This window comes from Actinopolymorpha alba DSM 45243 (genome assembly GCF_000373925.1).
In the GTDB taxonomy this organism is placed as follows: domain Bacteria; phylum Actinomycetota; class Actinomycetes; order Propionibacteriales; family Actinopolymorphaceae; genus Actinopolymorpha; species Actinopolymorpha alba.
The window spans coordinates 11,623-32,581 of record NZ_KB892802.1; the positions used below are offsets into that span (position 1 = coordinate 11,623).

Annotated in this window: 18 protein-coding genes; 5 read left to right on the forward strand and 13 right to left on the reverse strand. The window is 66.9% G+C overall.

What is annotated here, in order from left to right:
* Positions 1-63: 63 nt before the first annotated feature.
* Positions 64-1,098, forward strand: coding sequence for a patatin-like phospholipase family protein (locus B141_RS0133400; protein ID WP_020579539.1), 1,035 nt, complete (start codon positions 64-66; stop codon positions 1,096-1,098).
* Positions 1,088-3,499, forward strand: a complete 2,412-nt coding sequence (locus B141_RS0133405) for a protein kinase family protein (protein WP_020579540.1) — start codon at positions 1,088-1,090, stop codon at positions 3,497-3,499. The genes B141_RS0133400 and B141_RS0133405 overlap by 11 nt, the downstream gene beginning before the upstream one ends.
* A 22-nt stretch (positions 3,500-3,521) precedes the next feature.
* Here B141_RS0133405 and B141_RS44170 read toward each other — a convergent pair whose 3' ends face one another.
* From B141_RS44170 to B141_RS0133430, 5 genes are read right to left on the reverse strand one after another with little or no spacing between them, the layout of a single operon-like run.
* Positions 3,522-4,574, reverse strand: a complete 1,053-nt coding sequence (locus B141_RS44170) for an ABC transporter ATP-binding protein (protein ID WP_020579541.1) — start codon at positions 4,572-4,574, stop codon at positions 3,522-3,524.
* Complete coding sequence (locus B141_RS0133415; RefSeq protein WP_063828697.1) at positions 4,555-5,586, reverse strand: ABC transporter ATP-binding protein; 1,032 nt, start codon at positions 5,584-5,586, stop codon at positions 4,555-4,557. The genes B141_RS44170 and B141_RS0133415 overlap by 20 nt, the downstream gene beginning before the upstream one ends.
* The gene (locus B141_RS0133420) at positions 5,583-6,494 is read right to left on the reverse strand and encodes an ABC transporter permease (RefSeq protein ID WP_020579543.1); all 912 of its coding nucleotides are present in this window, start codon (positions 6,492-6,494) and stop codon (positions 5,583-5,585) included. The genes B141_RS0133415 and B141_RS0133420 overlap by 4 nt, the downstream gene beginning before the upstream one ends.
* A gap of 2 nt (positions 6,495-6,496) precedes the next feature.
* On the reverse strand, positions 6,497-7,501 hold the full coding sequence (locus tag B141_RS0133425; protein ID WP_020579544.1) for an ABC transporter permease: 1,005 nt from the start codon (positions 7,499-7,501) through the stop codon (positions 6,497-6,499).
* A 6-nt stretch (positions 7,502-7,507) separates the two neighbouring features.
* Positions 7,508-9,331 (reverse strand): ABC transporter substrate-binding protein, encoded by a 1,824-nt coding sequence (locus B141_RS0133430; RefSeq protein WP_020579545.1) that lies wholly within the window; start codon positions 9,329-9,331, stop codon positions 7,508-7,510.
* Between the two features lie 244 nt (positions 9,332-9,575).
* Here B141_RS0133430 and B141_RS0133435 point away from each other — a divergent pair, with 244 nt between their 5' ends.
* A complete protein-coding gene (locus B141_RS0133435) occupies positions 9,576-10,721 on the forward strand; it encodes a LacI family DNA-binding transcriptional regulator (RefSeq protein ID WP_020579546.1) in 1,146 nt (381 codons plus the stop codon).
* A gap of 63 nt (positions 10,722-10,784) precedes the next feature.
* On the opposite strand, the gene B141_RS0133440 is transcribed toward B141_RS0133435, so the two are convergent.
* The 8 genes from B141_RS0133440 to B141_RS0133475 form a co-directional block, all read right to left on the reverse strand.
* Complete coding sequence (locus B141_RS0133440; RefSeq protein WP_020579547.1) at positions 10,785-11,477, reverse strand: GntR family transcriptional regulator; 693 nt, start codon at positions 11,475-11,477, stop codon at positions 10,785-10,787.
* A 28-nt stretch (positions 11,478-11,505) separates the two neighbouring features.
* Positions 11,506-12,507, reverse strand: coding sequence for a proline racemase family protein (locus B141_RS0133445; RefSeq protein ID WP_020579548.1), 1,002 nt, complete (start codon positions 12,505-12,507; stop codon positions 11,506-11,508).
* Positions 12,507-13,403: a dihydrodipicolinate synthase family protein gene (locus B141_RS0133450; protein WP_020579549.1), complete on the reverse strand. Its 897-nt coding sequence runs from the start codon at positions 13,401-13,403 to the stop codon at positions 12,507-12,509. Before B141_RS0133450 ends, B141_RS0133445 begins: the two co-directional genes overlap by 1 nt.
* A 187-nt stretch (positions 13,404-13,590) precedes the next feature.
* Positions 13,591-15,072 carry an FAD/NAD(P)-dependent oxidoreductase gene (locus tag B141_RS44175; protein WP_020579550.1) on the reverse strand — a complete coding sequence of 494 codons (1,482 nt, stop codon included), beginning with the start codon at positions 15,070-15,072 and terminating at the stop codon, positions 13,591-13,593.
* Entirely contained in the window at positions 15,053-15,322 is a 270-nt protein-coding gene (locus B141_RS0133460; RefSeq protein WP_020579551.1) for a (2Fe-2S)-binding protein, read from the reverse strand. The genes B141_RS44175 and B141_RS0133460 overlap by 20 nt, the downstream gene beginning before the upstream one ends.
* The gene (locus B141_RS0133465; RefSeq protein ID WP_084678682.1) at positions 15,319-16,536 is read right to left on the reverse strand and encodes an NAD(P)/FAD-dependent oxidoreductase; all 1,218 of its coding nucleotides are present in this window, start codon (positions 16,534-16,536) and stop codon (positions 15,319-15,321) included. The genes B141_RS0133460 and B141_RS0133465 overlap by 4 nt, the downstream gene beginning before the upstream one ends.
* Before the next feature lie 159 nt (positions 16,537-16,695).
* The gene (locus B141_RS0133470) at positions 16,696-17,784 is read right to left on the reverse strand and encodes a fatty acid desaturase family protein (RefSeq protein WP_084678683.1); all 1,089 of its coding nucleotides are present in this window, start codon (positions 17,782-17,784) and stop codon (positions 16,696-16,698) included.
* Between the two features lie 112 nt (positions 17,785-17,896).
* Complete coding sequence (locus B141_RS0133475; RefSeq protein WP_020579554.1) at positions 17,897-18,787, reverse strand: aminoglycoside phosphotransferase family protein; 891 nt, start codon at positions 18,785-18,787, stop codon at positions 17,897-17,899.
* Positions 18,788-18,943: 156 nt separating this feature from the next.
* Here B141_RS0133475 and B141_RS44180 point away from each other — a divergent pair, with 156 nt between their 5' ends.
* Both B141_RS44180 and B141_RS0133485 read left to right on the forward strand, forming a co-directional pair.
* Entirely contained in the window at positions 18,944-19,573 is a 630-nt protein-coding gene (locus B141_RS44180; RefSeq protein WP_020579555.1) for a TetR/AcrR family transcriptional regulator, read from the forward strand.
* Entirely contained in the window at positions 19,570-20,265 is a 696-nt protein-coding gene (locus B141_RS0133485) for a GAP family protein (RefSeq protein ID WP_020579556.1), read from the forward strand. The genes B141_RS44180 and B141_RS0133485 overlap by 4 nt, the downstream gene beginning before the upstream one ends.
* Positions 20,266-20,959 lie beyond the last annotated feature (694 nt).

Sequence of the window (20,959 nt, forward strand, 5' to 3'; positions counted from 1 at the left end):
GGCTGATCATCCCGCCACACCCGCCGCTCCTTCCGCCCACCCGGTCCCGACGGGGAGCTGTCGATGGATGAGCAGTACTGGTCGCCTGACCATCCGGTCCTCGGGGTTCTGCGCGCGCGTAGGTCGCGGCAGGATCGGACTGGCTCCCGTGGGGACCAGCACAAGGTCGGGCTGGCCATCCAGGGTGGCGGCATGCGGGGTATCCTCTCGGGCGCGATGCTGACCGCGCTGGAGGACATGGGATTCCGGTTCTCTTTCGATGCTGTCTATGGCTCGTCCTCAGGCGCGCTGAACGGCGCCTATTTCTTTGGTGGAGACAGCTGGCGCCACCTGCCCATTTACTGGGACGATCTCACAACTCGCCGTTTCATCGATTTCCGGCGAGTCCTTAGCGGAAACGTGGTCGATCTCGCCTACGCCTTCGATACGGTGGTCGACAGGCTCAGGCCGCTCGACTATGACGCTGTCCTTGGGTCGAGCGTCCCTCTTCACGTGGCGATGACTCTCGTGGACGAGCTGCGCACCTTGACGGTCTCGGCTTTCACGTCCAAGGATGATCTACGGTCCGCGCTGCGCGCCAGCGCCTGGCTACCAGTCGCCGTTCGAGGAACGACGGAGTTTCATGGCAAACGGGTGATCGACGGCGCCATCCTCACCGTGCATCCGTACCGCCTGGCACTGGCTGACGGCTGCACCCACATTCTGTCCCTGAGCACACGGGCGCATCGTTCGACCCGGATTGTGCCCGCACTCACTCAGCTGGTGACCTCCTGGCACCTGGACAGGCTGCGTGCCGGGTTGGGCAGTGCACATGCGCGGAGCGTTCGGGACTATCGCCAGGACCATCTGCGGCTGGCCGCGGCGAGCCGCAGTTCGCCGAATGCCCCGCACATTCTCGACATCGCTCCGCTGCCCTGGATGACCAGGATCAGGCCGCTGGAGCTGAGTCCTGGCCGACTCATCCTGGCCGCCCGGGCCGCCTATGAACTCATGGTGTGTGCGGTCGAGCAGGGCGACGCGACGGCACTGCGTTCCGGCGACTTCCGTGCCATCCCGCGCTTCACCCGAGTGGAGGGGGCGTCCGTCCATGGCCGCTAGCCTGAAGTCCGTCGTGACCGTGATCGAGATGATCGCGGCAGCGCACGTGAGCCACGGACCGCACGATGACCTGCTCAACTGGTCCGTTGAGGACTGGCGCAAGGTGCTACTCGAACTCCCGTTGGATGGGGGCACCTTTGCCGCGCAGTTCGAGCTGTCGTGGGACTCCTCGATCGCCGCTCTCGAACGCTGGTGCGTGGAGTTCCGGACGCTCGACGGCTCGCTCCAGGCGCGCTATGCCGAGCTCTTCGGATATCTGAGCATCTTTCTCACCACGATGATCTCCCTGCGGCATTCAGAACTCCGTCGTTCGGCATCGCAGGACGCGAACACCCGCCCACCCGAAGGCTCCCGGCACGACTGTGATCGCGTGTGCCGGCCCTTGTTCGAGGACGAGGCGGTGCGGGAAGCGCTCCGCCGGATTTACGCCCCGCCGGCCGGGTCACGAGATTCGAGACCGATCGCCGGTGCGACGTACGCACAGCAGGAGCAGGCCATCCGCGAGTGGGCGAATATCGACTTCGACACCCTGCGGTTTCACCGGCACGGAACGACGTCCTTTATTCTCGCCGGGCAACCCAGGCGCCGAATCCACGGGCAGCTGCGCCCGTTCGCACTAAAGTGCATCGTTTATCCGTTCCTGCGGATTCCCACCATCGGCCGCGCGACTCGGTCCTATGCCGACACCTACAAGCTCCCCGCGGCCGATGTCGAGCATCTGGTCTGGGTATGGGCCAGCTCGGACGGCTGGATCCTGATGGACTTTGTAGCCGGCCAGACGCTCGCCGAGCGGATCGAGGCCGAAGCGACGCCGCGCCGGGCGCGGTATGTCGATGCCTTCTTCCTACCCGAGGCTGGCGACCACGGACGTACTGACTCCCACACTCACTTACGGTTGGATCTTATCGAGAGGTTCGGTCAGGAGCTGTTCCTCGCCCTCACCGATCTCGAGCGCTGCGGACTCTCTCACTGCGATCTCTCGCCCTCGAACATCATCGTGGTCAAGGTGCCGAACGAGGACCGCGAGACACTAAAGCTGATCGACCTTGGAGTCAACTACCTCTACCAGCACGACCTGCCCGGACGCGGCGGCGTCGATGCGGTCTTCGTCGCCCCCGAAATCCGAGCGAGGACCACAGACCCGGCAACCGCGGTAGAGGGCACCAGTCAGGTCAGTAATCCAGGAGAGTCTCGTGGTTACTCGCCGACCGACCTCTACTCGTTTGGTCAACTTCTCATCATGGTGGGCACCGGTCAGGTCCAACCCGACGGGACCGTCCCCGGGCTCTTCTACGCCGAGGCGCCCTTGATAGCCAGGTTCATCGAAGACCTGACGGATCGCAGCCCCGACCGGAGGCTGGTCATCTTCGGGCCCAAGTCCGAGACACCCGAGTCGTTCTACAACGATCTACGGGACTACTTTGTGGAAGAACTCGACGCGGTGAAGGCGGCCGAGGCGGAGAAGCTCGCGCCGCACCGTGCCAGTGCGTGGAGTGGCATCGCGGACGTGTTCCAGCCACTGTCTGGGGCGCTTGGCCGGCAGTGGCGACTTTGGCAGGTACGCCGGCAGCAGGAGCTCTATCGTGATCCGCGGCGAAACATGCGGGTGCGTTGGTTGCTCGCGTGGTCCACCGTGTCCGCGGCATGTTGGGCGCTTACAGCGACCATCGTCCTCATGTGGACTCTGCGCAACGCCGGCCTGGACTGGGACAACCAGATCATCGTCCTTTTCCGGAAGCTGCTCGGAGCCGAACCAGATGAGTTTCCCCTTCTTGACCAGCTGCGAGCCGACGACTATGAACCCCCGCTGGGCGCGGAGAGTACCGCGCTGGGCCTGTTGGGCCTCAGTTTCACCCTGGTGGGAGTGAAGTATTACCAGAGCCTGTTCGCCGCGGTGAGCCCGATGGTGGTCGGATGGCGGGCCGGCTCGTTGACCGCGAAGGCATTACTCGCGGAGTGCTCCATGCGGGCATGGGCGATTGTTCCGCTTGCCACGATTCTGCCACCGCTGCTCATCCAGCCGCGATGGTGGCCGATCTTCGTGGCGGCCTCGATGACGTTCGTCACCCTTTCGAACTGGGCGAGCTCGCTCTTTGGGCGCTCCGCGCTTGGTCGAGCTCGGGAGTACGGCCTTTCCACCGTCCCAGGACATGTTTCGGGCATCAACACCTACACCTCGTGGATCCCTGGAAACACGTTCTATGCCCTGACGCTGTGGATCGTCGGGACCCTTCTCTACATCGGTGCCGCCCAGGACACGATGGTCTACATCATCGCGATCATGTTCGTGAACGTGGTGCAGTTGTACGTCGTGAAGTGCGGATTGCAGGGACCCGATATCCGGGCCGGACTGAGTCGCGCGTGTATCGCCGCTGAGCGCCTTCGCTACGCCATGCGATAGGCACGCTCCCTGCCGAGAGGGGTCACGATGCCTTTATGGAGCTGCCTTCTGGCGGGGCCAGCGTGAGCAGGGTGCTCAGGTCCTCCTTGGGTAGCTCCGGTCTGTCCGCGTACAGATAACAACTCGCGGCGTGGCCGGGGGAGGAGAGGAAGGGCGGCGGCGGTGCGGTCACGCATTTCGACATCGCCGAGGGACAGCGCTGCGCGAACCGGCAGCCGCCATGCTCGTCCGGAACGCTGAAGGCTTCGGTGCGCTCGACCCGCTCCTCTCCCCAGCGCCGGGTGGGGTCAGGCCAGGGGATCGAATCGATGAGGAGCTGGGTGTACGGGTGCTTGGGCGCGTTGATCACCGTCTCGACCTCGCCAGCCTCGACGATCGTGCCGCGGTACATCACCAGGATGTGGTCGCTGACGTGATAAGCGGTCCCGAGGTCGTGGGTGATGTAGAGGATGGGGACATTCAGCGTCTGGTTGACGGTGCGCAGGCTCTCGAGGATGGTCGCGCGAAGCGACGCATCCACCATCGACACGGGTTCGTCCGCGACGATGAGCCTCGGCCGCAACATCAACGCACGCGCCACGGTGATCCGCTGGCGTTGACCACCGGAGAGCTGGTGGGGATAACGGCCGAGGGTCTCGTCCGGCCGCAGGCCGACGGTTTCGAGGGCACTCTCCATGAGTTCGGTGCGTTCGGACTTCGACCGCGCGAGCCGGAACTTGTGGATCGGCACCGTCAAGACGTGATCGACCTTGTAGAACGGATTGAACACCGAGAACGGATCCTGGAAGACCGCCTGCACGTCGCGGCGGAACTCCCGCATGTGTTCGCCACGCAGCTTTGAGACGTCCTCCCCGCGATAGCGGACGGTGCCGCTCGTGGGAGCGATGAAGCCCATCAGCAAGGAAGCAAGGGTGGTCTTGCCGCTCCCGCTTTCTCCCACTACCGAGACGATCTGCGGGGTGTCACCCTGCACCGTCAACGACACGTCGTCGAGCGCGACTGTGGCCTCTCGGGAGAGGACGCCGCCGCCGTAGACCTTGGTGACGTTACGGAGTTCAATCAGCGGCTCGGTCATGGCGCTCCTCATGCAGATGGCAGGCGACGAACTGCTGCGGGCGAAGCTCCAGATATTCGGGTATCTCCTGGCGGCAGATGTCCATGACCTTCGGGCATCGAGGATGGAAGAGACATCCGGGCGGCAGCGACTTCAAGGACGGCGGTAGCCCCGGAATGCCGCGGAAGGTGCCCCGATCCTCAAGCTTGGGGAGGCTGTCGATGAGCAGGTCGGTGTAGGGGTGGAGCGGCTCGGCGAAGATCTCGCGGATGGGTGAGACCTCCGCGAGCTTTCCCGCGTACATCACCGCGAGCCGATCCACCGACTGCGCCATCAGGCCCATGTCGTGGCCGATCAGGATGACGGCGACCCCGAGTTCGTCCTGCAGGCGCAGGATGGTGTCCATCACCTGGCGCTGCACCACCACGTCGAGTGCGGACGTCGGCTCGTCGGCGATGACCACCTTGGGGCGCATGGCCACCGCGATGGCGATACAGGCCCGTTGCTTCATGCCGCCGGACAACTCGTGGGGATACATCCGACCGACCTCACGGCGTAGGCCGACGGACTCCAGTGCTGAGCGGGCGAGGTCGAGAAGGACCTTCTTCGACCGGCGTTCGGTGGCGTGGTCCTCGAGGGTGTCGATGATCTGGTCCTCGATCCGTGCGACCGGATTGAGGGAGTTCATCGCACCCTGAGGAATCATCGCGATCTCGCGGGCGCGCATCTGGCGCATGGTCCGCTCCGGCAGCGGGACCAGGTCCTTTCCCTGCAGCAACATCTGCCCACCGGAAATGCGTCCAGGCGGGCGAATCATCCGCATCAGCGCGAGCGCGACCGTGGACTTGCCGGAGCCGGACTCGCCGACCAGCCCGAGCTTCTCACCCGGCATCAGGTCGAACGAGATGCCGTTGACCGCCTTCACCACGCCGGAGTCGGTGGAGTATTCCACCCGCAGGTCGCGTACGGACAACACCGGACTCGCGCCGGGCGGACGCGTGGGGCTCGAAGCCTGCGACGCTGGAGCACTCATTCGGACCTCCGGGAACGCGGGTTGGCCCATTCGTCGAGAGCGAACGAGATGAAGTAGAGCGACAGGATCAACAAGATGATGATCGCGATCGGAATGCCCCACCACCACCACATATTGCGCAACAGGGCGGAGTACTTCTGCATCCAGAAGAACGTCATGCCCAGGGTCGGTTCGCGTTGCGAACCAAGGCCGAGCAGCTCCAGACCCAGTGCGCCGTAGACGGCCGCGATGAGCGCGCCGACGAACCCGGCCAGCAGGAACGGCGAAATGTTGGGCAGGAGTTCGCGGATGATGATCTCGGGGCCGCGCATGCCCGACAGTCGGGCCATCTGGATGAACTGCCGTTCCCGTAAGGAAAGGACCTGCGCGCGGATACCGCGCGTTGGTCCCGGCCAGGCGAAGGCGGCGAGGATGAACGCCATGCTCTCGATGGAGATGTACGCCTGGAGCAGCGACGCGATGACCACCATCACCAGGAAGCTCGGAATCGTGAACATCACGTCGACCACCCAGCGGATCAGGTTGTCGATCCACCCGCCGTAGAACGCCGACACCAGGCCGAGGACGATACCGATGGCCAGACCGATGGCACCGGCGAGCAGTCCGATCTTGAGGCTGAGCCGGGTGCCGACGATCATCACCGCAAGCATGTCGCGGCCCTGGGCGTCAGTGCCGAACAGATAGTCCAGCGAGGGTGGTTTGCTGACGGGGGCGGCCAGCGGATACGGCGCCTTCGTCGTGTCGACGAACCACCCGCCCACCGTCGAGAACAACACCAGACCGATGAAGATCGCAAGACCCACGCCCAGCAAGGGATTCCGGCGTACGTATCGGGCGAACGCCAGGAAACGTCCGGCTATCCAGGGCTGGACAGGAAGCGCGACCTGGCGCGGAGAGATGGCGGCCATGCTCACCTTCCTTCGTAACGGATGCGGGGATCCAGCAGCGGATAGATGAGGTCGACCACCAGGGTCGCGATACACACGGCGAAGACGAGGATCATCGTGATGCCGTACAGCAGGTTGTAGTCGAGCACCTGGATCGAGGAGTTGATCAGGTTACCCAGACCCGGGTAGGAGAACAGCGTCTCGACCAGCACGGTGGAGAAGATGAACGTACCAAGGGACATCACGAGCCCGGTGACCTGCGGCAGAAGGGCGTTGCGGACCGCATAACGGGAGAAGATTCGTCGCGGTCGGAGCCCCTTGGCGTCGGCGAAGGTGATGAAGTCCTCGCCGGTTGTCATGACCATCAGGCCCCGCATCTGCAGTGCCTGCCCGCCGAGTTGGAAGAGGATCAACGCCAGCGCCGGCAGGATCGCGTGTTGGGCGACGTCGGCGATGAAGGTCAGACTCCATTCCGGTGTGGCCGTCCGGGAGTATGCCCCGGCGAGCGGGAAGATCCGCAGCTGGAACGCGAAGAGATAGATCAGCAGGAATCCGAGGACGAACGCGGGCACCGCGCTGGTCAGCATGCTCGCCGGAACGAACGCGCGTAACCAGCGCGGCGACCGCGGCCATCCAAGCAGCGCGCCGAGCATGGTGCCGATGAAGAACGCGATGAGGATCGAGGTGATGCCAAGCCCAAGCGTCCAGGGCAGGGCGTCCTTGATCACGGAGTTGACTGTCCGCGGATACTGCGAGATCGAATAGCCGTAGTCGAACTGCACGACCTTCAGAAGCGCGTGGAGATACTGCTTCCACAGGGGCTCGCCAAGACCGTACTGCTGGCTGTAGGCATCGGTCATCGCCTGCAGGCCGGTCTGGTTACGCCCACCCATCATGGCCGCCTGCTCGAGACGCTCCTTGATTGGATCACGCGGGCTGAGCTTGGGGATGAGGAAGTTGATGCTGGCCGCGGTCCACATCACCGCGAGCAGAAGCAGGATCCGCTTGCCGAGGTAGCGCAGCGACACGGGGCGTCACCCCTTCGCGGGCTTGAGGCGGGTGAGCTCGTAGCCGAATGTCTTGAACCAGAAGGCGCCCGGGAGGAACGGGTCATCCGCGGACGGCCAGCCGGTCCAGTACTCCGTGTTGAACGGAATGCGGTGATACCACTGCACGAGCGGGGTGTGCGGAAGCTCGCGCAGATAGATCTCCATCGCCTTCACGAACAACGGAAGCTCGCCCGGGTCGTTGACCGGCAGCACGCTCATGTCGTCGACGAGCTTGTCGAACTCGGCGTTCTTCCACCGCGCGTTCGTGTTGCCGCTCTCACCCACCTTGCGGACGTTCCGGGAATGCATGAGAGCGAGCGACGGATAGGGGTCGGCGATCGCGCCGGCGAAGCCGACGACGAACATCCGGGCCGAGCCGTTCGCCATCCGGGTGAACGTGTCGGCCGGAGCCTGGTGCGAGGCATTGAATCCGGCAGCCCGGAGTTGTTCGGCGAGGATCGGGCCGTAGTCGGTGGTCAGGTCCTGGATGCCGTAGATCGTGGCGTCCAGCCGCTTGCCGGACTTGTCGGCCCACAGGCCCTGCCCGTCTTTGGTGTAGCCCTTGCTGGTCATGATCTGCTCGGACTTGGCCAGGTCGTAGGCGTTCGTGGGGTACTTGTCCATCAACGGCTTGATCGCGTCGAAGTACTTCTGCAGCGGCGGGAAGTTGGGGAACGGCAGCTCCGAAATGGTGCCGGCGCCCTCGTAGCCAATCTCGACCAGCTGGTCGCGGTTGATGGCGTGGTTGACCGCGCGCCGCAGGTCGGGATCGTTGAACGGCGGAGCGGCGCAGTTGAAGTACAACTCCTGCGGCCACCAGTCGATGTAGCCGAAGGGCGCCTTGCGAGCCGTCCAGGTGACGATCTTGTCGTTCTTTGCCACGACCTCCTTGATGACCGGCGGACGCAGGTCGAGCGTGGAGTCGAGTTCGTTGTTGATGAGCTGCTGGGCAGCATTCGTCGGATCGGTGAAAGGCACGCAGATAACGCGCTTCGGCCCAGGCAGCTCGGCGAGTCCGGCTTTGGCCGCCCACCAGTCCTCACGGCGGTCCATCAGCCGCTGCTGGTTGGTCCAGTCGACCATCTGGTAGGGACCGGTGACCACGGGCCACTTCTTCGCCGGGTCGTAGAAGAGGAACTCGAGCGGCTTCTTCTGGTCGGCGAAGATGTGTTCGGGGACGAGGAAGACACCAAGGTCGTTCTTGAAGTACAGATAGTCGAAGACGAACCTCGGCGCCGGCTTGGTGAAGGTCACCTTCACCGCGTTGTCGTCGACCGCCTCAGCCTTCTTGACCCATTCGCGCATGTCGGCCGAATACGGCATGGCGGCGTTCTTCTCGTCCTGCAGCATGCTGAGCGTGAACGCCACATCCTTGGCGGTGAACGGCGTTCCGTCACTCCAGGAGGCGTCCTTGCGGGTCTTGATGGTGACGCTCGAGTTGTCCTCGGCGTACACCGGATCACCGTCGGCCAGCCACGGGGTGGTCTCACCGGTGAAGGCGGAGTAGTAATAGAGCGGCTCGTACATCGCCGACATGCCGCGCTGGCTGTTGAAGCCGGACGCGTACGGATTGCAGATTCCTACGTCAGAGCCGTCGCCGTAGGCGATGAGGAGAGTTTGTTCGCGGGGCACGCTCGTTGGCTTGCCGCGCGGGACCGGCCGCGCCGAGGTGGCGGACGCGCTGCCTGAGGCTTTGGGTCCGGGCGGCGCCTCGGGTGTGCCGCAGGAGACGAGGAAGACGCCGGTCGTGGTCAGTCCCGCGAGCCTGAGAAAGTCGCGACGAGAGCCGTTCGGCGAAATCGGTGGCATGCGAACCTCCAGCGATGAGGAGCGGTGGAACGATGCGTCAAGAATTGAAGGCAAGGCTTGCGGGAAGCGACGGAACCCGCGTCGCCAGAGGGGTCTCGGGTGATGCGTGTCGGGGACGTTAACCAAGCCGAATTAATGTGTCAATGACTTTGACTCGATCTCGCCTTTCTTTCCGCTGGCCTGGCACATCAATGCGCTCTATGGGAAGGTGACGGCACCGTGATCCGGTGGGGGAGGTGGGCGGATGGTAGGCCGGCAATCCTCCGGGGAACCGCTCTATCAGCAGGTGAAGCGGGCATTGCTGGACGCCATCAGCCAGGGGGAGTATGACCCGGCCGAACCCTTCATCACTCAGCGGGAGGTGTGTGAGCGGTTCGGCGTGAGCACCACCACGGCCGTGCGCGCACTCAACGAACTCGTCGCGCAGGGGATCCTCATACGCCGCCGCGCGCTCGGCACCTTCGTCGCCGGCCCGCCCGACAACCCACCCGTGCGCTCCGAATCGCAGGAGACGACCATCGCGTGCATCGTGCACGGCCTGCGGGGCGGCCACGTGTCGGAAGTGCTCCGTGGGGTGGAGTCCGCGTGTGCCGAACTCGGCTTCTGGCTCTACCTCTCAGACACGAAGGAGCAACCCGAGCGCGAGGGTGAGGCCCTTCGCCGGGCGGCCGAGGCCGGCACGAGCGGGGTCATCCTCTATCCCGTCGAGGCCGAACCCGATCGCGCCGCCATCGACGAGCTGCGCCGGCGCGGCATTCCACTGGTGATGGTGGATCGGTTCCATCCCGACCTTCCCACGGACGCCGTACTCGCCGACAACTTCGCGGTCGGGTATCGCCTGACCGAGGAACTGATCGCGCAGGGTCATCACCGGATCGCGATCCTGTGGAGCGAGACGCGATGTACGAGCGTGCTCGACCGCCTCGCCGGCCACACCCGTGCGCTGGCGGACCATCAGCTGCCGACCCGGCCCGAGCTCACCACCCTGCGTTCGTACATGACCCTCTCCGAGAAGCAGCGCCGCGCCCGGCTGCGGTCCCTGTTACGTTCCACCGAACCCCCCACCGCGTTGTTGTGCTCCAACGGTTATGTGCTCGCCGCGGCCGCGGGCGACCTGGTGGCGCTTGGTGTCGACGTGCCAGCCGAGGTGGATCTGGCCGGTATGGACGACGCTGGCCCCTTCAAGCTGCTGCCCCTCGCGGTGGTGGCGGCCGTGCTGCCGTCGTGGGAGATGGGTCGCCGCGCCGTTCACCGGTTGGTGGAGCGCCTCGACAGCGGCGAGCCGTTCGCCGCCCCCGAGCACATCGTCCTGCCCATCGACGTTCGTACGCGAGACTCGGGCCCCGCCCAACTCCGCGCCGTCAGCACCAAGGACGTCAACGCCACCTGACAGGCACGGCCTGAATGACCACGTATACGTGATCATTCAGGCTGCCGACGTCCTGCCATGCGGTTACGGTGTACGCCGCTCCGGAATGCCGGCCCAGCTCCCGCGGACGTGCCCGAGATGGCAGTGCATCAGTGCGGTGACGCCGTCGATGTCGTGGGCGGCCAGCAGGTCGAGGAGTTCGTGGTGCTCTTCGGCCGAGGCGACCAGGTCGCCGGTCTCCACCAGTGCCTGCAGGCCGTAGAGCCGGGTCCGGGCGCGCAGGCCGTCCACGGTGTCGACCAGGTGCCTGTTGCCGGCCAGCGCGAGGAGACCGAGGTGGAGGCGCCGGTCGGCTTCGACGTACCCGATCAGGTCGCCGCGGCGCGCGGCGTCCACGATGGCCGCCGCGTGCGGCCGGAACGCCTCGATGGCCTCGACGTCGCAGTCACCCGCGATCCGTACGATCGTGGGGATCTCGATGAGGGCGCGCAGCCCGGTGATGTCGTCGAGGTCCTGTTCCGACAGCTCGGTCACCCGGAAGCCCTTGTTACGAACGGCTTCGACGAGCCCTTCCTTGACGAGGTCCTGCATCGCCTCGCGGACCGGCGTCGCCGACACCCCGATCTGCGCCGCGATGGTCGGCGCCGAGTAGAGGACGCCGGGGCGCATCTCGCCCGCCACCAGGGACGCGCGCAGGGCCTCGATCACCTGCTCACGAAGGCTTTGGCGGTGGCCCAGTGACTGGAGACCCAGGTTAGGGACGTCAGCGGCGGTCATCGTGCCTCAATCGTGTCTCACTCGTGCCTCACAGGAGAAAGCCCGCGGGGAAGGGATCTGTCGGGTCGAGCATGTACTGCGCGGTCCCGGTCACCCACGCCCGCCCGGTAATGGTCGGGATGACCGCCGGCAGCCCGCCGACCTCGGTCTCGCCGACCAGCCGGCCGACGAATCGCGTGCCGATGAACGACTCGTTGACGAAGTCCTTGTCGATCGACAGCTCACCCCGCGCGTGGAGTTGTGCCATCCGCGCGGAGGTGCCGGTGCCGCACGGGGAGCGGTCGAACCATCCCGGATGGATCGCCATCGCGTGCCGGGAGTGGGTCGCGTCCGAACCCGGTGCGAGGAACTGCACGTGGTGGCAGCCGTTGATCTCCGTACTGGCCGGATGCACCGGCCGCCGCTGGGCGTTGATCGTGTCCATGATCGCGAGGCCGGCGTCAAGGATGCGTTGCTTGGCCGCCCGGTCGAACGGCAGGCCCACCTGGTCGAGATCGAGGATCGCGTAGAAGTTGCCACCGAACGCCAGGTCGTACCGCACCTCGCCGTAGCCGTCGACGGTCACCGTCTGGTCCAGCGCCATCGAGAACGCCGGCACGTTGGTGATCGTGACCGCGCGCGCCGCGCCGCCGTCAACCGCCACTTGCGCCTCGACCAGCCCGGCGGGGGTGTCGAGCCGGATCGTGGTGACGGGCTCGACTACCGGCACCATGCCGGTCTCGACGAGGACGGTCGCGACTCCGATCGTCCCGTGCCCGCACATCGGCAGGCAGCCGCTCACCTCGATGAACAGCACGCCGAAGTCGGCGTCCGGCCGGGTGGGTGGCTGGAGGATCGCGCCGGACATCGCGCCGTGCCCCCGGGGTTCGTACATCAGGAACGTACGCAGGTCGTCGGAGTGCTCGAGGAACCACTGCCGGCGTTCCAGCATCGTCGCGCCGGGGAGGGTGCCCACCCCGCCCGTCACGACGCGGGTGGGCATCCCTTCGGTGTGGGACTCGACCGTGTGCAGGACGCGGGTGCTTCGCATCAGTCCAACCCCGCCGCGAGCGCCTTCTCGGTCGCCTCACGTACGGCGCGTTCCTGCTCGGGCGCGAGAGGGACACGGGGCGGCCGGCAGGGCCCGCCGTAGCGCCCGATGAGGTCCATCGACAGCTTGATCGCCTGCACGAACTCCGGCTTGGAGTCCCACCGCAGCAACGGATGCAGCGCGCGGTAGAGCGGCAGCGCGGTCGCCAGGTCGCCGGCCTGGGCGGCGGCGAAGAACCTCACCAGCGAACGCGGGAACGAACTCGGGAAGCCGGAGATCCACCCCCGCGCCCCCGCGATCGCGAACTCGAGCACCGTGTCGTCGGAGCCGGCGATCACGTCGAGCCCGGGCGCGAGTTCGTGGATTTCGTACGCCCGCCGCGGGTCGAGGCTGAACTCCTTGACCCCGACAATGAGCTCTTCGGAGAACAACCGGGCCAGCAACGGCGGCGTCAGGTCGACCCTGGTGTCGTACGGATTGTTGTACGCCACGATCGGCAGGCCCACCTTCGCGACCTCGCGGTAGTGGTCGACGACGGCGCGTTCGTCGGCGCGGTAGGAGTTCGGGGGCAGCAGCATCACCGCGGGCGCACCCGCCTCGGCCGCCTGCTCCGCCCAGCGGCGCGACTCCAGCGTGCCGTAGGCGCCGACGCCGGGCATCACCGTGAACCCCGCCGGCGCCGCCTCGATCGCCGTGGTCACGACGGCCGCCCGCTCCTGCGGCGTCAGGGTTTGGTACTCGCCGAGTGAGCCGTTGGGGGTGATGCCGTGGCAGCCGTTCTCCGCCAGCCAGCGCAGGTGCTCGGCGAAGCGGTCCAGGTCGACAGACAGATCGGGGCGCAGCGGCACCGGGGTGGCGACGAGGACGCCATGCCAGGGCTTGCGGGAGTCAGTCATCGAGGCTCCATCTGTTGGGCGAGCTGTTGATCCAGCACCACGGACAGGTGCAATGTAAAATTGCACGCACTCCTTGGGTTGTCAACGCCGCCCGGCGACTGCGGAGAATGATCACGTAAACGTGGTCTTTCGCCACCATGCAAGGTGAATTTGCCGCGTGGCGTGGGGAATGATCACGTTAACGTGATCATTCCCCACGCCAGCTCTCGTCAGCAGGGACGGCTGGTGCCGCGCCGTGCGCCAGCACGCCGAGGGGGACCGGCACCGCCAGCGGTCGCTCCGTCAGTCCGCGAGGGTCGTAGCCCGTGCCCGCGAAGCGCGCCACCAGGCAGGCCGTCGCATAGCCGCAAACCCGGCCTTGACACCATCCCATGCCCGTCCGGGTGAGGAGTTTGGCGAGCCGCGCGTCGGTGACGCCGAGGTCGTCGGCCGCCGTACGCAGGCGTTCGACACTGACCTCCTCGCACCGGCAGACGAGCGTGTCGGGTTGGAGTTGGTCGAGCCAGCTCGGTGGCACGGGGTGGGCGCGATGCATCGCCGCCGCGAACGCCCGCAACGTCAACCTGCGCTTGCGCAGCCAGGACAGCCGGCGCTCTGCCCGCCGGCTTCTCGGGTGGAAGCTCGCGGATTCGTGGTCGACGTTGACGTACCACGCGGCGGCGTACCCCGCGATCTCGCCTTCGACCCGCGCGAGCGCCGCGCCGCCTACGCCAGTCGCCTCGCCGGCCACGAACACCCCGGGAGTCGAGGACTGCTGCCAGTCTCCGACCAGCACGATCTCCGACCCGTCGGCGTCGACTTCGGTGCGTGTGCCGAGCGCGACCGGGAGTTCGAGTTGCGGTGTGAAACCCCACCCGACCGCGATCGCATCGACCTCGATCCGGCGTTCCGAACCTGGTACGACGGCGCCGTGTCGCGTCAGGCGGGCCACCGTGGCGGCCCGCACCTCGGTGTCGCCGTGCGCGGCGACGATCGTCGAGCGGGGGTGGTACCAGACCCGGTGCCTGGCGAACGTCCCGGCGTAGTGGATGCCTTCGGAGAGCTTCCCGAAATTGCGTACGACGGCGCGCAGGGACCGGTGATGGAGCCAGCCGAGCCCGGTGTTCGCCTCGTACACGCCAACGACGCGGGCACCCCGCTGGGCCAACCCGGCGGCCACGGACAGGAGGAACGGCCCGGTGCCCGCCACCAGCACCCGCGCGCCCACCAGAACGCCGTGCTCCTTCAGGAGCGCCTGCGCGCCGCCAGCGGTGTAGACCCCCGGAAGCTCCCAGCCAGGCAAGGGCACCTGCCGGTCGTAGGCGCCGGGTGCGAGGACCAGCGCGGCGGCGTCGACCGTGCGTTCGTACTCGCCTGCCTTGAGCGCTCGGACGGTGAACCTCGCTCCGCGCTCGATCGTCCAGACCTGATGGCGGGTGAGCAACCGGATCTGCCCGGTCTGGACGAAGCGTGCCAGGCCGGTCTCCAACTGGCGGTACTTCACGAAGTCGTGGTGCAGCGCCCGGTCGGCCTCGATCCCGGCGGGGCTATGGCGCCAGAACTGCCCGCCCGGCCGCGCGCCGGCGTCGACCAGCGCGACCGTCCGGCCGGCGGTGGCGGCGGCGACCGCGGCGGTGAGCCCGGCCGGTCCGGCGCCCACCACGCAGACGTCAACCGGCGAACTCGCCATGCCCAGTCCCTTCCTGGCTCCGGACGTCCATCCCGTCTCGCGCGGGCGTGAGGCAGGCACGCTGGTTGGGGCGGCCGTCCACCGTGGCCAGGCAGTCGAAACAGACGCCGATCCCGCAGAAGACACCGCGCGGTCGGCCCTGCCCGCGGGTTGTCCGCCAGGAGCGGATCCCGCTGGCCAGCAGGGCCGCACCGATCGTGGCGCCCGGACGGAACGGCACCTCATGGCCGTCGAACCAGAACGTGCTCACGCCGCCTCCTCGACGAACCGCAGCGGGCTGAACGCGCTGACGGCGATCTCGGGCTCCTTGCCGGCCAGAGCTGCCGCGATGAGGTGGCCGGTGGCCGCGGACAGCCCGATGCCGGCGCCTTCGTGGCCGCAGGCGTGATAGACGCCCGGAACCCGCGGATCGGCCCCGATCACCGGCAGATGATCAGGGCAGTACGGCCGGAAGCCGCGGTAGGCGCGGATCGCCGACACCGATGCCAGCATCGGAAACAACCTGGTCGCCTGCGCCGCGAGCCGTTGCAGGACCGGCACCGAGAGGGTGCGATCGAAGCCGACCCGCTCCCGGCTGGCGCCGATGAGGACCGTGCCGCTGTCGGTGCCCTCCACCACGGCGGAGGTCTCCAGCCCCTCCTCGCTGGAGGCGACGTTGGCGACGTACTCCGCGGCGTACACCTTGTGCCGGATGAGGCGCGGCAGCGGCTCCGTCACCAGCACGAAGCCGCGCCTGGGCAGGACCGGGACCGGCGCGCCGAGGCGGGCCGAGACCTCGCCACCCCAGGTGCCCGTCGCGTTGACCACGGACTCGGTGGGGATCGGCCCCACGTTGGTGAGCAGTGCGGCCAGCCGGCCGTTGGAGTCCCGTCGCGCACCGGTGACCTCGACGCCGGTGCGGACCTGCGCCCCGTGCGCGCGGGCGTCGCGGAGCAGGCAGGCCGCGGCCAGCATCGGCTGGACCTGCAGGTCCTGGGGGTAGTGGACGCCGCCGGCGAGGTCGGGCGCCAGGTGGGGTTCGTAGTGAGGTAGGGACTCGGCGTCGACGGCCATCGTGCGTACGCCGCGGGCGCCCTGAACGATCGCGAGGTCGTACAGGGAGCGCAGCCCGTCCAAAGTTTCGGCGACGACAAGCCCACCCTTGGGTTCCAGCTCGAACGACGCGGGGTCGAGCTCTTCACCCAGCTCGGTCCAGAGCCGCTGGGAGAGCAGGGCGAGCTCGAGTTCGGGTCCGGGCTCCTTGTCTGACACCAGGATGTTGCCCTCGCCGGCGCCAGTGGAGCCGGCGACGATCGGTCCGCGGTCGACCACCGTGACGGTGAGTCCCGCGCGGGCGGCGTACGACGCACAGGCGGCGCCGACCATGCCGGCACCGATGATCACGACATCCGGGCTGGCTGACACCCCCCGGACCGTCCGCTCCCCGGATTGTCGCCCCCCGACCGGCCCCAGAACCTCGGGCATGCGACCTCCGCAGGTAATGCAATGTCATATGGCAGTATCCGGACGCACGGTCGCCGCGGCAAGCCGGCCCACCCGCGCGCGGATGGGGGGCTCGTCCGGCGACGATGCGCGTTCACATCATTCCGGTACTGCGCGGGAGGCGTTCCGGGCGGCCCGTCCTCACCTGCCCGCCGGCGTACGAAGCGGTGCTCCGACATCGTGCAGGTGCCCGAGCGCCTGCGCGTAGGAGCTGATCAGCCCGCTCTCGTGGTAGGGGATACCGATCTCCTCGCAGTACGCCCGGACGATCGGCTGGGCGCGCCGGAGATTGGGCGTCGGCATACTCGGAAACAGGTGATGCTCGATCTGGTAGTTGAGCCCGCCCAGCCCGACGTCGACGAGCCAGCCGCCGCGAACGTTGCGGGATGTCAGCACCTGCTTGCGGAGGAAGTCGAGCTGGTCCTCATCGGTCAGGGTCGGCATGCCCTTGTGGTTCGGTGCGAACGTGCATCCCAGGTAGACACCGAACACCGCCTGGTGGACGAACAGGAAGAGCAGTGCCTTGCCCGGGGACAGGACGGTGAACAGCGCGGCGAGATACCACGCGAAGTGGGCGAAGAGCAGCGTTCCTTCCAGCCAGCGGCGCTTGAGGTTCGGCCGGGACAGCGCGCGGACGCTGGAGACGTGAAGGTTGAACCCCTCCAGGGTGAGGAGTGGAAAGAAGAGGAACGCCTGCCACCGTCCGACGAAACGCGGAAGCCCTTTGCTCGCCTCGGCCTGCTCCCTCGACCACACGAGGATGTTGGGGGCGACGTCAGGATCGAGGTCCTCGTGGTTGGGGTTGGCGTGATGGCGGGTGTGTTTGTCCATCCACCACCCGTAGCTCATGCCGATCCCGAGGTTGCCGGCGATCCGGCCGGCGAACTCACTGGGGCGCCGGGTGCGGAAGATCTGCCGGTGTGCGAGGTCGTGGGAGACGAGCGCGACCTGGGCGAAGAGGATCCCGAGCAGCACCGCGACGAGCAGCTGCAGCCAGGAGTCGCCCACCGCGAAGAACGCCGCCCAGGCCCCGACGAAGAGCCCGCCGACGATGCCGATCCGTACCACGTAATAGCCCGGCCGCCGGTTGAGCAGGCCCGCCTGCGCGATCCGTTTGGAGAGGACGGCGAAGTCGCTGCCGCCCCTGGTCTCCGGAGTGGTCTCGGCCACCACCTGTCCGGCTGCGGATGGCGGGGGAGGCGGTGGCTGATACGCGGTGTCGGATGTCATGTCGCCGAGTCTGTTCGGCGCGGGCCGCACCAGTAATCCCGCCACCACCCATGTTGATACTGGGGCTACCCCCACCATCCGCGCCGGCTCGCGAGCGCGTCCCGCTGGCTGTCTACCGGATCCTTGTCGCCGCGAAGTCCAGCCAGTGAGTGACGTCCGCCGGCCCGTAGTGGCGGATCGACCAGTCGACCATTCGCAGGCTCATGTGCGCCCAGTACGTCCGGAGGATATCCGGATCGAGGAGATCGTCAAGGATGTCGTCGAGCCAGCCGGCGGTGGCTGGATCTCCCGCCCTGGAAGCAAGATCGAACCGCAGCGTGACCAGGGCGAACCCGCGGTCGCCGCGCCCGATGCCGTCCCAGTCGATGACCCCGGTGATCTCGCCGGCATCGTCCACGAGCACGTTACCCGGATGGAAGTCGAGGTGCACCAGGTCGTCACCGGCCATCGTCCTTGATGTGTTGTGCCCCACGTCGCGTACCCAGCCCAGCAGCCGACGGGTGCGAGCGTCGTACCGCACGAGCGACTCGTGGACGCAGAAGCCGGGCCCGCTGCGGCGAAGATACATGTCAGGCGAGGGCACGTCCGGACGGTCCGTGAGCAGGCTGGCGAATCGTTCGTTGAACGCCACCATCGCCTCGAGGAGGTTGCGGTCCACGTGCCGTGGAATGCTGCCCGCAAGCCGCTCTTGCACGATGGCGAGCGCGTCGGGCAGCCTCGCGATCAGGTCGTACGCAGGGACCGGGATGCCCTTCGCCCGGGCCAGCTGGAGCACCTCCGCGGTGAGCTGGAGGTGACGCAGCGACTGCTCGGAGGGGTTGGGGCCGCGGGTGAGTACCCCGTCATGCCCGTCCTCCCAACGTACGTACGCCGCACCGACCTGCCCGCCGGGCGCTGAGCCGAGCAAGGTGAGCTTGACACCGGCGTGGTGGTTGACGGCGGCGACGAGCGTTTCGGCGTCGAGCTTGCTCACCGGTGCGAGGGCGGGATCGTCATGCGCCATGTCAGTGACTCCTTCGTGTCAGGTGGGATCCATGCCCCCTCTGACACTGGAGTCCGCGTGCGCAGCGGCCCTTGACCAGGGAGATAACCCTACGACAGCTGTCAAACCGGCCTGCGGTGGTTGATCCCCGTAAGATTAAGGTCTTAATGTTACGGGATGCCACGACACGCGGACCCCGTTCAACGCCGCCAGCAGGTCGCGGAAGCGCTGCTCCACGTGGTGGAAGCCGAAGGTCTGGAAGCGGCGAGCATCCCGCGCGTCGCCCGGGAGTTGAACGCCTCCACCGGGCTGGTGCAGACGTACTTCCGTAGTAAGGACGAGCTTCTGTTGTTCGCCGCCCAGCACCTGGGCGACCTGCTCAGAGCGCGCGTCGCCACCGCACTGCACGCCGCCGCCGAAACCGACATAAAGGAGCGGCTGTTGCGCGCCATGGGTGTCATCGCCGGCGCCGACGCCGAGCGCGCCGCCGAAGGGCGGATCTGGCTGGCGTTCCTGGCGCGGGCGGCCTCTCATCCCGCGTTGCGCCAGGTGCATGTTGCCGGTGCCGAGGAGATCCGCGAACACTGCCGACACGCCTTCGAAGCGGCCCGGCAGCTCGGCCAGATAGCCGACACCCTCGACCCGCGGGCCGAAGCGCGGGCGCTGGCGGCGTTCGCTGACGGGCTGGCCGTTCAGCGCGCCGTCGAACCCGAGACCATCACCGACCAGCAGGTCCACGACCTGCTCGGCCGTTACCTGAGCCGGATCTTCGCCGGTGAGAACAACCGGCAAGGAAGGCCAACATGAGCATCGCCCTGCTGCTGTCATTGGCTGGGCTCGCCCTTCTGGACAGCACCAGCGTCGGCACGCTGTTCATCCCCGTATGGCTGCTGCTGGCTCCCGGACGCACTCAGGCCGGACGTGTCCTGATCTACCTCGCGGTCCTCGCGGCCTTTTACTTTGCCCTCGGCCTGCTCATCATCGGCGGCGCCGGTGCAGCCGCCGAAACGATCGGCGCGGCGTGGAACGGTCGTGCCGCCGTGTGGGTCCAGCTCGCCGCCGGCGTGGGCCTGTTCGGCTTGAGTATTCGCTTCGACCCCAAACGGCGCAAGGGCCGTGAGGGAATCTCCCGATGGCGTGAACGCGTCACGACAGGTTCGTCCTCGATCGGTTGGCTTGTCGGCCTGGCCTTGCTGGCGGCGCTGGCCGAGATCGCCACGATGCTGCCCTACCTGGGCGCGATCGCCATGCTGGCCGCCTCCGATCTGGGCGCCGCTACTGTCACGGCGCTGCTGGCCGCGTACTGCCTGATCATGGTGCTTCCCGCCGGGATGCTGCTTCTCGCCCGTCTCACCGTCGCGTCCCGAATCGAGCCGATCCTGCGCCGGCTCAACACCTGGATCACCGAGAAGGGCGCCGGCGCCACCGGGTGGTTGCTGGCCATCGCCGGATTCCTGGTCGCCCGAGACGCCGTCGCACGGCTCTGGTTCCTCGATTGAGAGTCCGTCACCAGCTCGGGTTTGGTCGCGAACCCCACGTCGTGGGGCACTCAGGGTCGCGAACATCGCGAGTTGGCAGTTCTCGATCTGGCCACAGGTGCCGGAGTGGTGGCGTTGCGTGGGGCACCCCGGCGCCGTTTCTCCGCCATGCGGCAAAGGCTGTCAACACCCCGGCGTCTCCACAACCATCCAGGTCCTCAGAGTGCCGCAATCTCCTTGTAAACAAAGCGTTCCGATGGCCGTCGCTGGTTGCGAACCATGATCGCGATCGACTAAACTCGAACGTATGAGCGACGGCGATGGTGTGCGGTTCTCTCCGCTCCCGCCCGGGTTTGGCGGCATGGCGCCGGGTCCGGAGTTGGCGGCGGCGTTCGCTGCTGTTGACCAGTCGGCGTGTAATGGTTACGAGTTGGGTGAGCTGGTTCGTGCCGCGCGGAAGCTCGCTTGCTGGGCTGAGTACCTGAGTCTTGGTGCTGTGAATGCGTTGGCGCATTGCCCGCCGTGTTTCAAAGACGATGANGCGGAACGCTCGTCTGTGCCGGAGCCGCGGNCGGCGGAGTTGTTGTCACCGATGTTGGGNTGGACCAACTACCGCGCCGATCAGTTCATGCTCATCGCTCTCGCCCTGTCGGATTTGCCGAACACCCGGCAGGCGTTGGAACGCGGCGAGTTGGAGTTCAGCGAGGTCCGCACG

Excerpts from the sequence above, each read along its gene's own strand:
- B141_RS0133400 (WP_020579539.1), top strand. The coding sequence starts at position 64 with ATGGATGAGCAGTACTGGTCGCCTGACCATCCGGTCCTCGGGGTTCTG.
- B141_RS0133405 (WP_020579540.1), top strand. The coding sequence starts at position 1,088 with ATGGCCGCTAGCCTGAAGTCCGTCGTGACCGTGATCGAGATGATCGCG.
- B141_RS44170 (WP_020579541.1), bottom strand. The coding sequence starts at position 4,574 with ATGACCGAGCCGCTGATTGAACTCCGTAACGTCACCAAGGTCTACGGC.
- B141_RS0133415 (WP_063828697.1), bottom strand. The coding sequence starts at position 5,586 with ATGAGTGCTCCAGCGTCGCAGGCTTCGAGCCCCACGCGTCCGCCCGGC.
- B141_RS0133420 (WP_020579543.1), bottom strand. The coding sequence starts at position 6,494 with ATGGCCGCCATCTCTCCGCGCCAGGTCGCGCTTCCTGTCCAGCCCTGG.
- B141_RS0133430 (WP_020579545.1), bottom strand. The coding sequence starts at position 9,331 with ATGCCACCGATTTCGCCGAACGGCTCTCGTCGCGACTTTCTCAGGCTC.
- B141_RS0133435 (WP_020579546.1), top strand. The coding sequence starts at position 9,576 with ATGGTAGGCCGGCAATCCTCCGGGGAACCGCTCTATCAGCAGGTGAAG.
- B141_RS0133440 (WP_020579547.1), bottom strand. The coding sequence starts at position 11,477 with ATGACCGCCGCTGACGTCCCTAACCTGGGTCTCCAGTCACTGGGCCAC.
- B141_RS0133445 (WP_020579548.1), bottom strand. The coding sequence starts at position 12,507 with ATGCGAAGCACCCGCGTCCTGCACACGGTCGAGTCCCACACCGAAGGG.
- B141_RS0133450 (WP_020579549.1), bottom strand. The coding sequence starts at position 13,403 with ATGACTGACTCCCGCAAGCCCTGGCATGGCGTCCTCGTCGCCACCCCG.
- B141_RS44175 (WP_020579550.1), bottom strand. The coding sequence starts at position 15,072 with ATGGCGAGTTCGCCGGTTGACGTCTGCGTGGTGGGCGCCGGACCGGCC.
- B141_RS0133465 (WP_084678682.1), bottom strand. The coding sequence starts at position 16,536 with ATGCCCGAGGTTCTGGGGCCGGTCGGGGGGCGACAATCCGGGGAGCGG.
- B141_RS0133470 (WP_084678683.1), bottom strand. The coding sequence starts at position 17,784 with ATGACATCCGACACCGCGTATCAGCCACCGCCTCCCCCGCCATCCGCA.
- B141_RS0133475 (WP_020579554.1), bottom strand. The coding sequence starts at position 18,787 with ATGGCGCATGACGATCCCGCCCTCGCACCGGTGAGCAAGCTCGACGCC.
- B141_RS44180 (WP_020579555.1), top strand. The coding sequence starts at position 18,944 with ATGCCACGACACGCGGACCCCGTTCAACGCCGCCAGCAGGTCGCGGAA.
- B141_RS0133485 (WP_020579556.1), top strand. The coding sequence starts at position 19,570 with ATGAGCATCGCCCTGCTGCTGTCATTGGCTGGGCTCGCCCTTCTGGAC.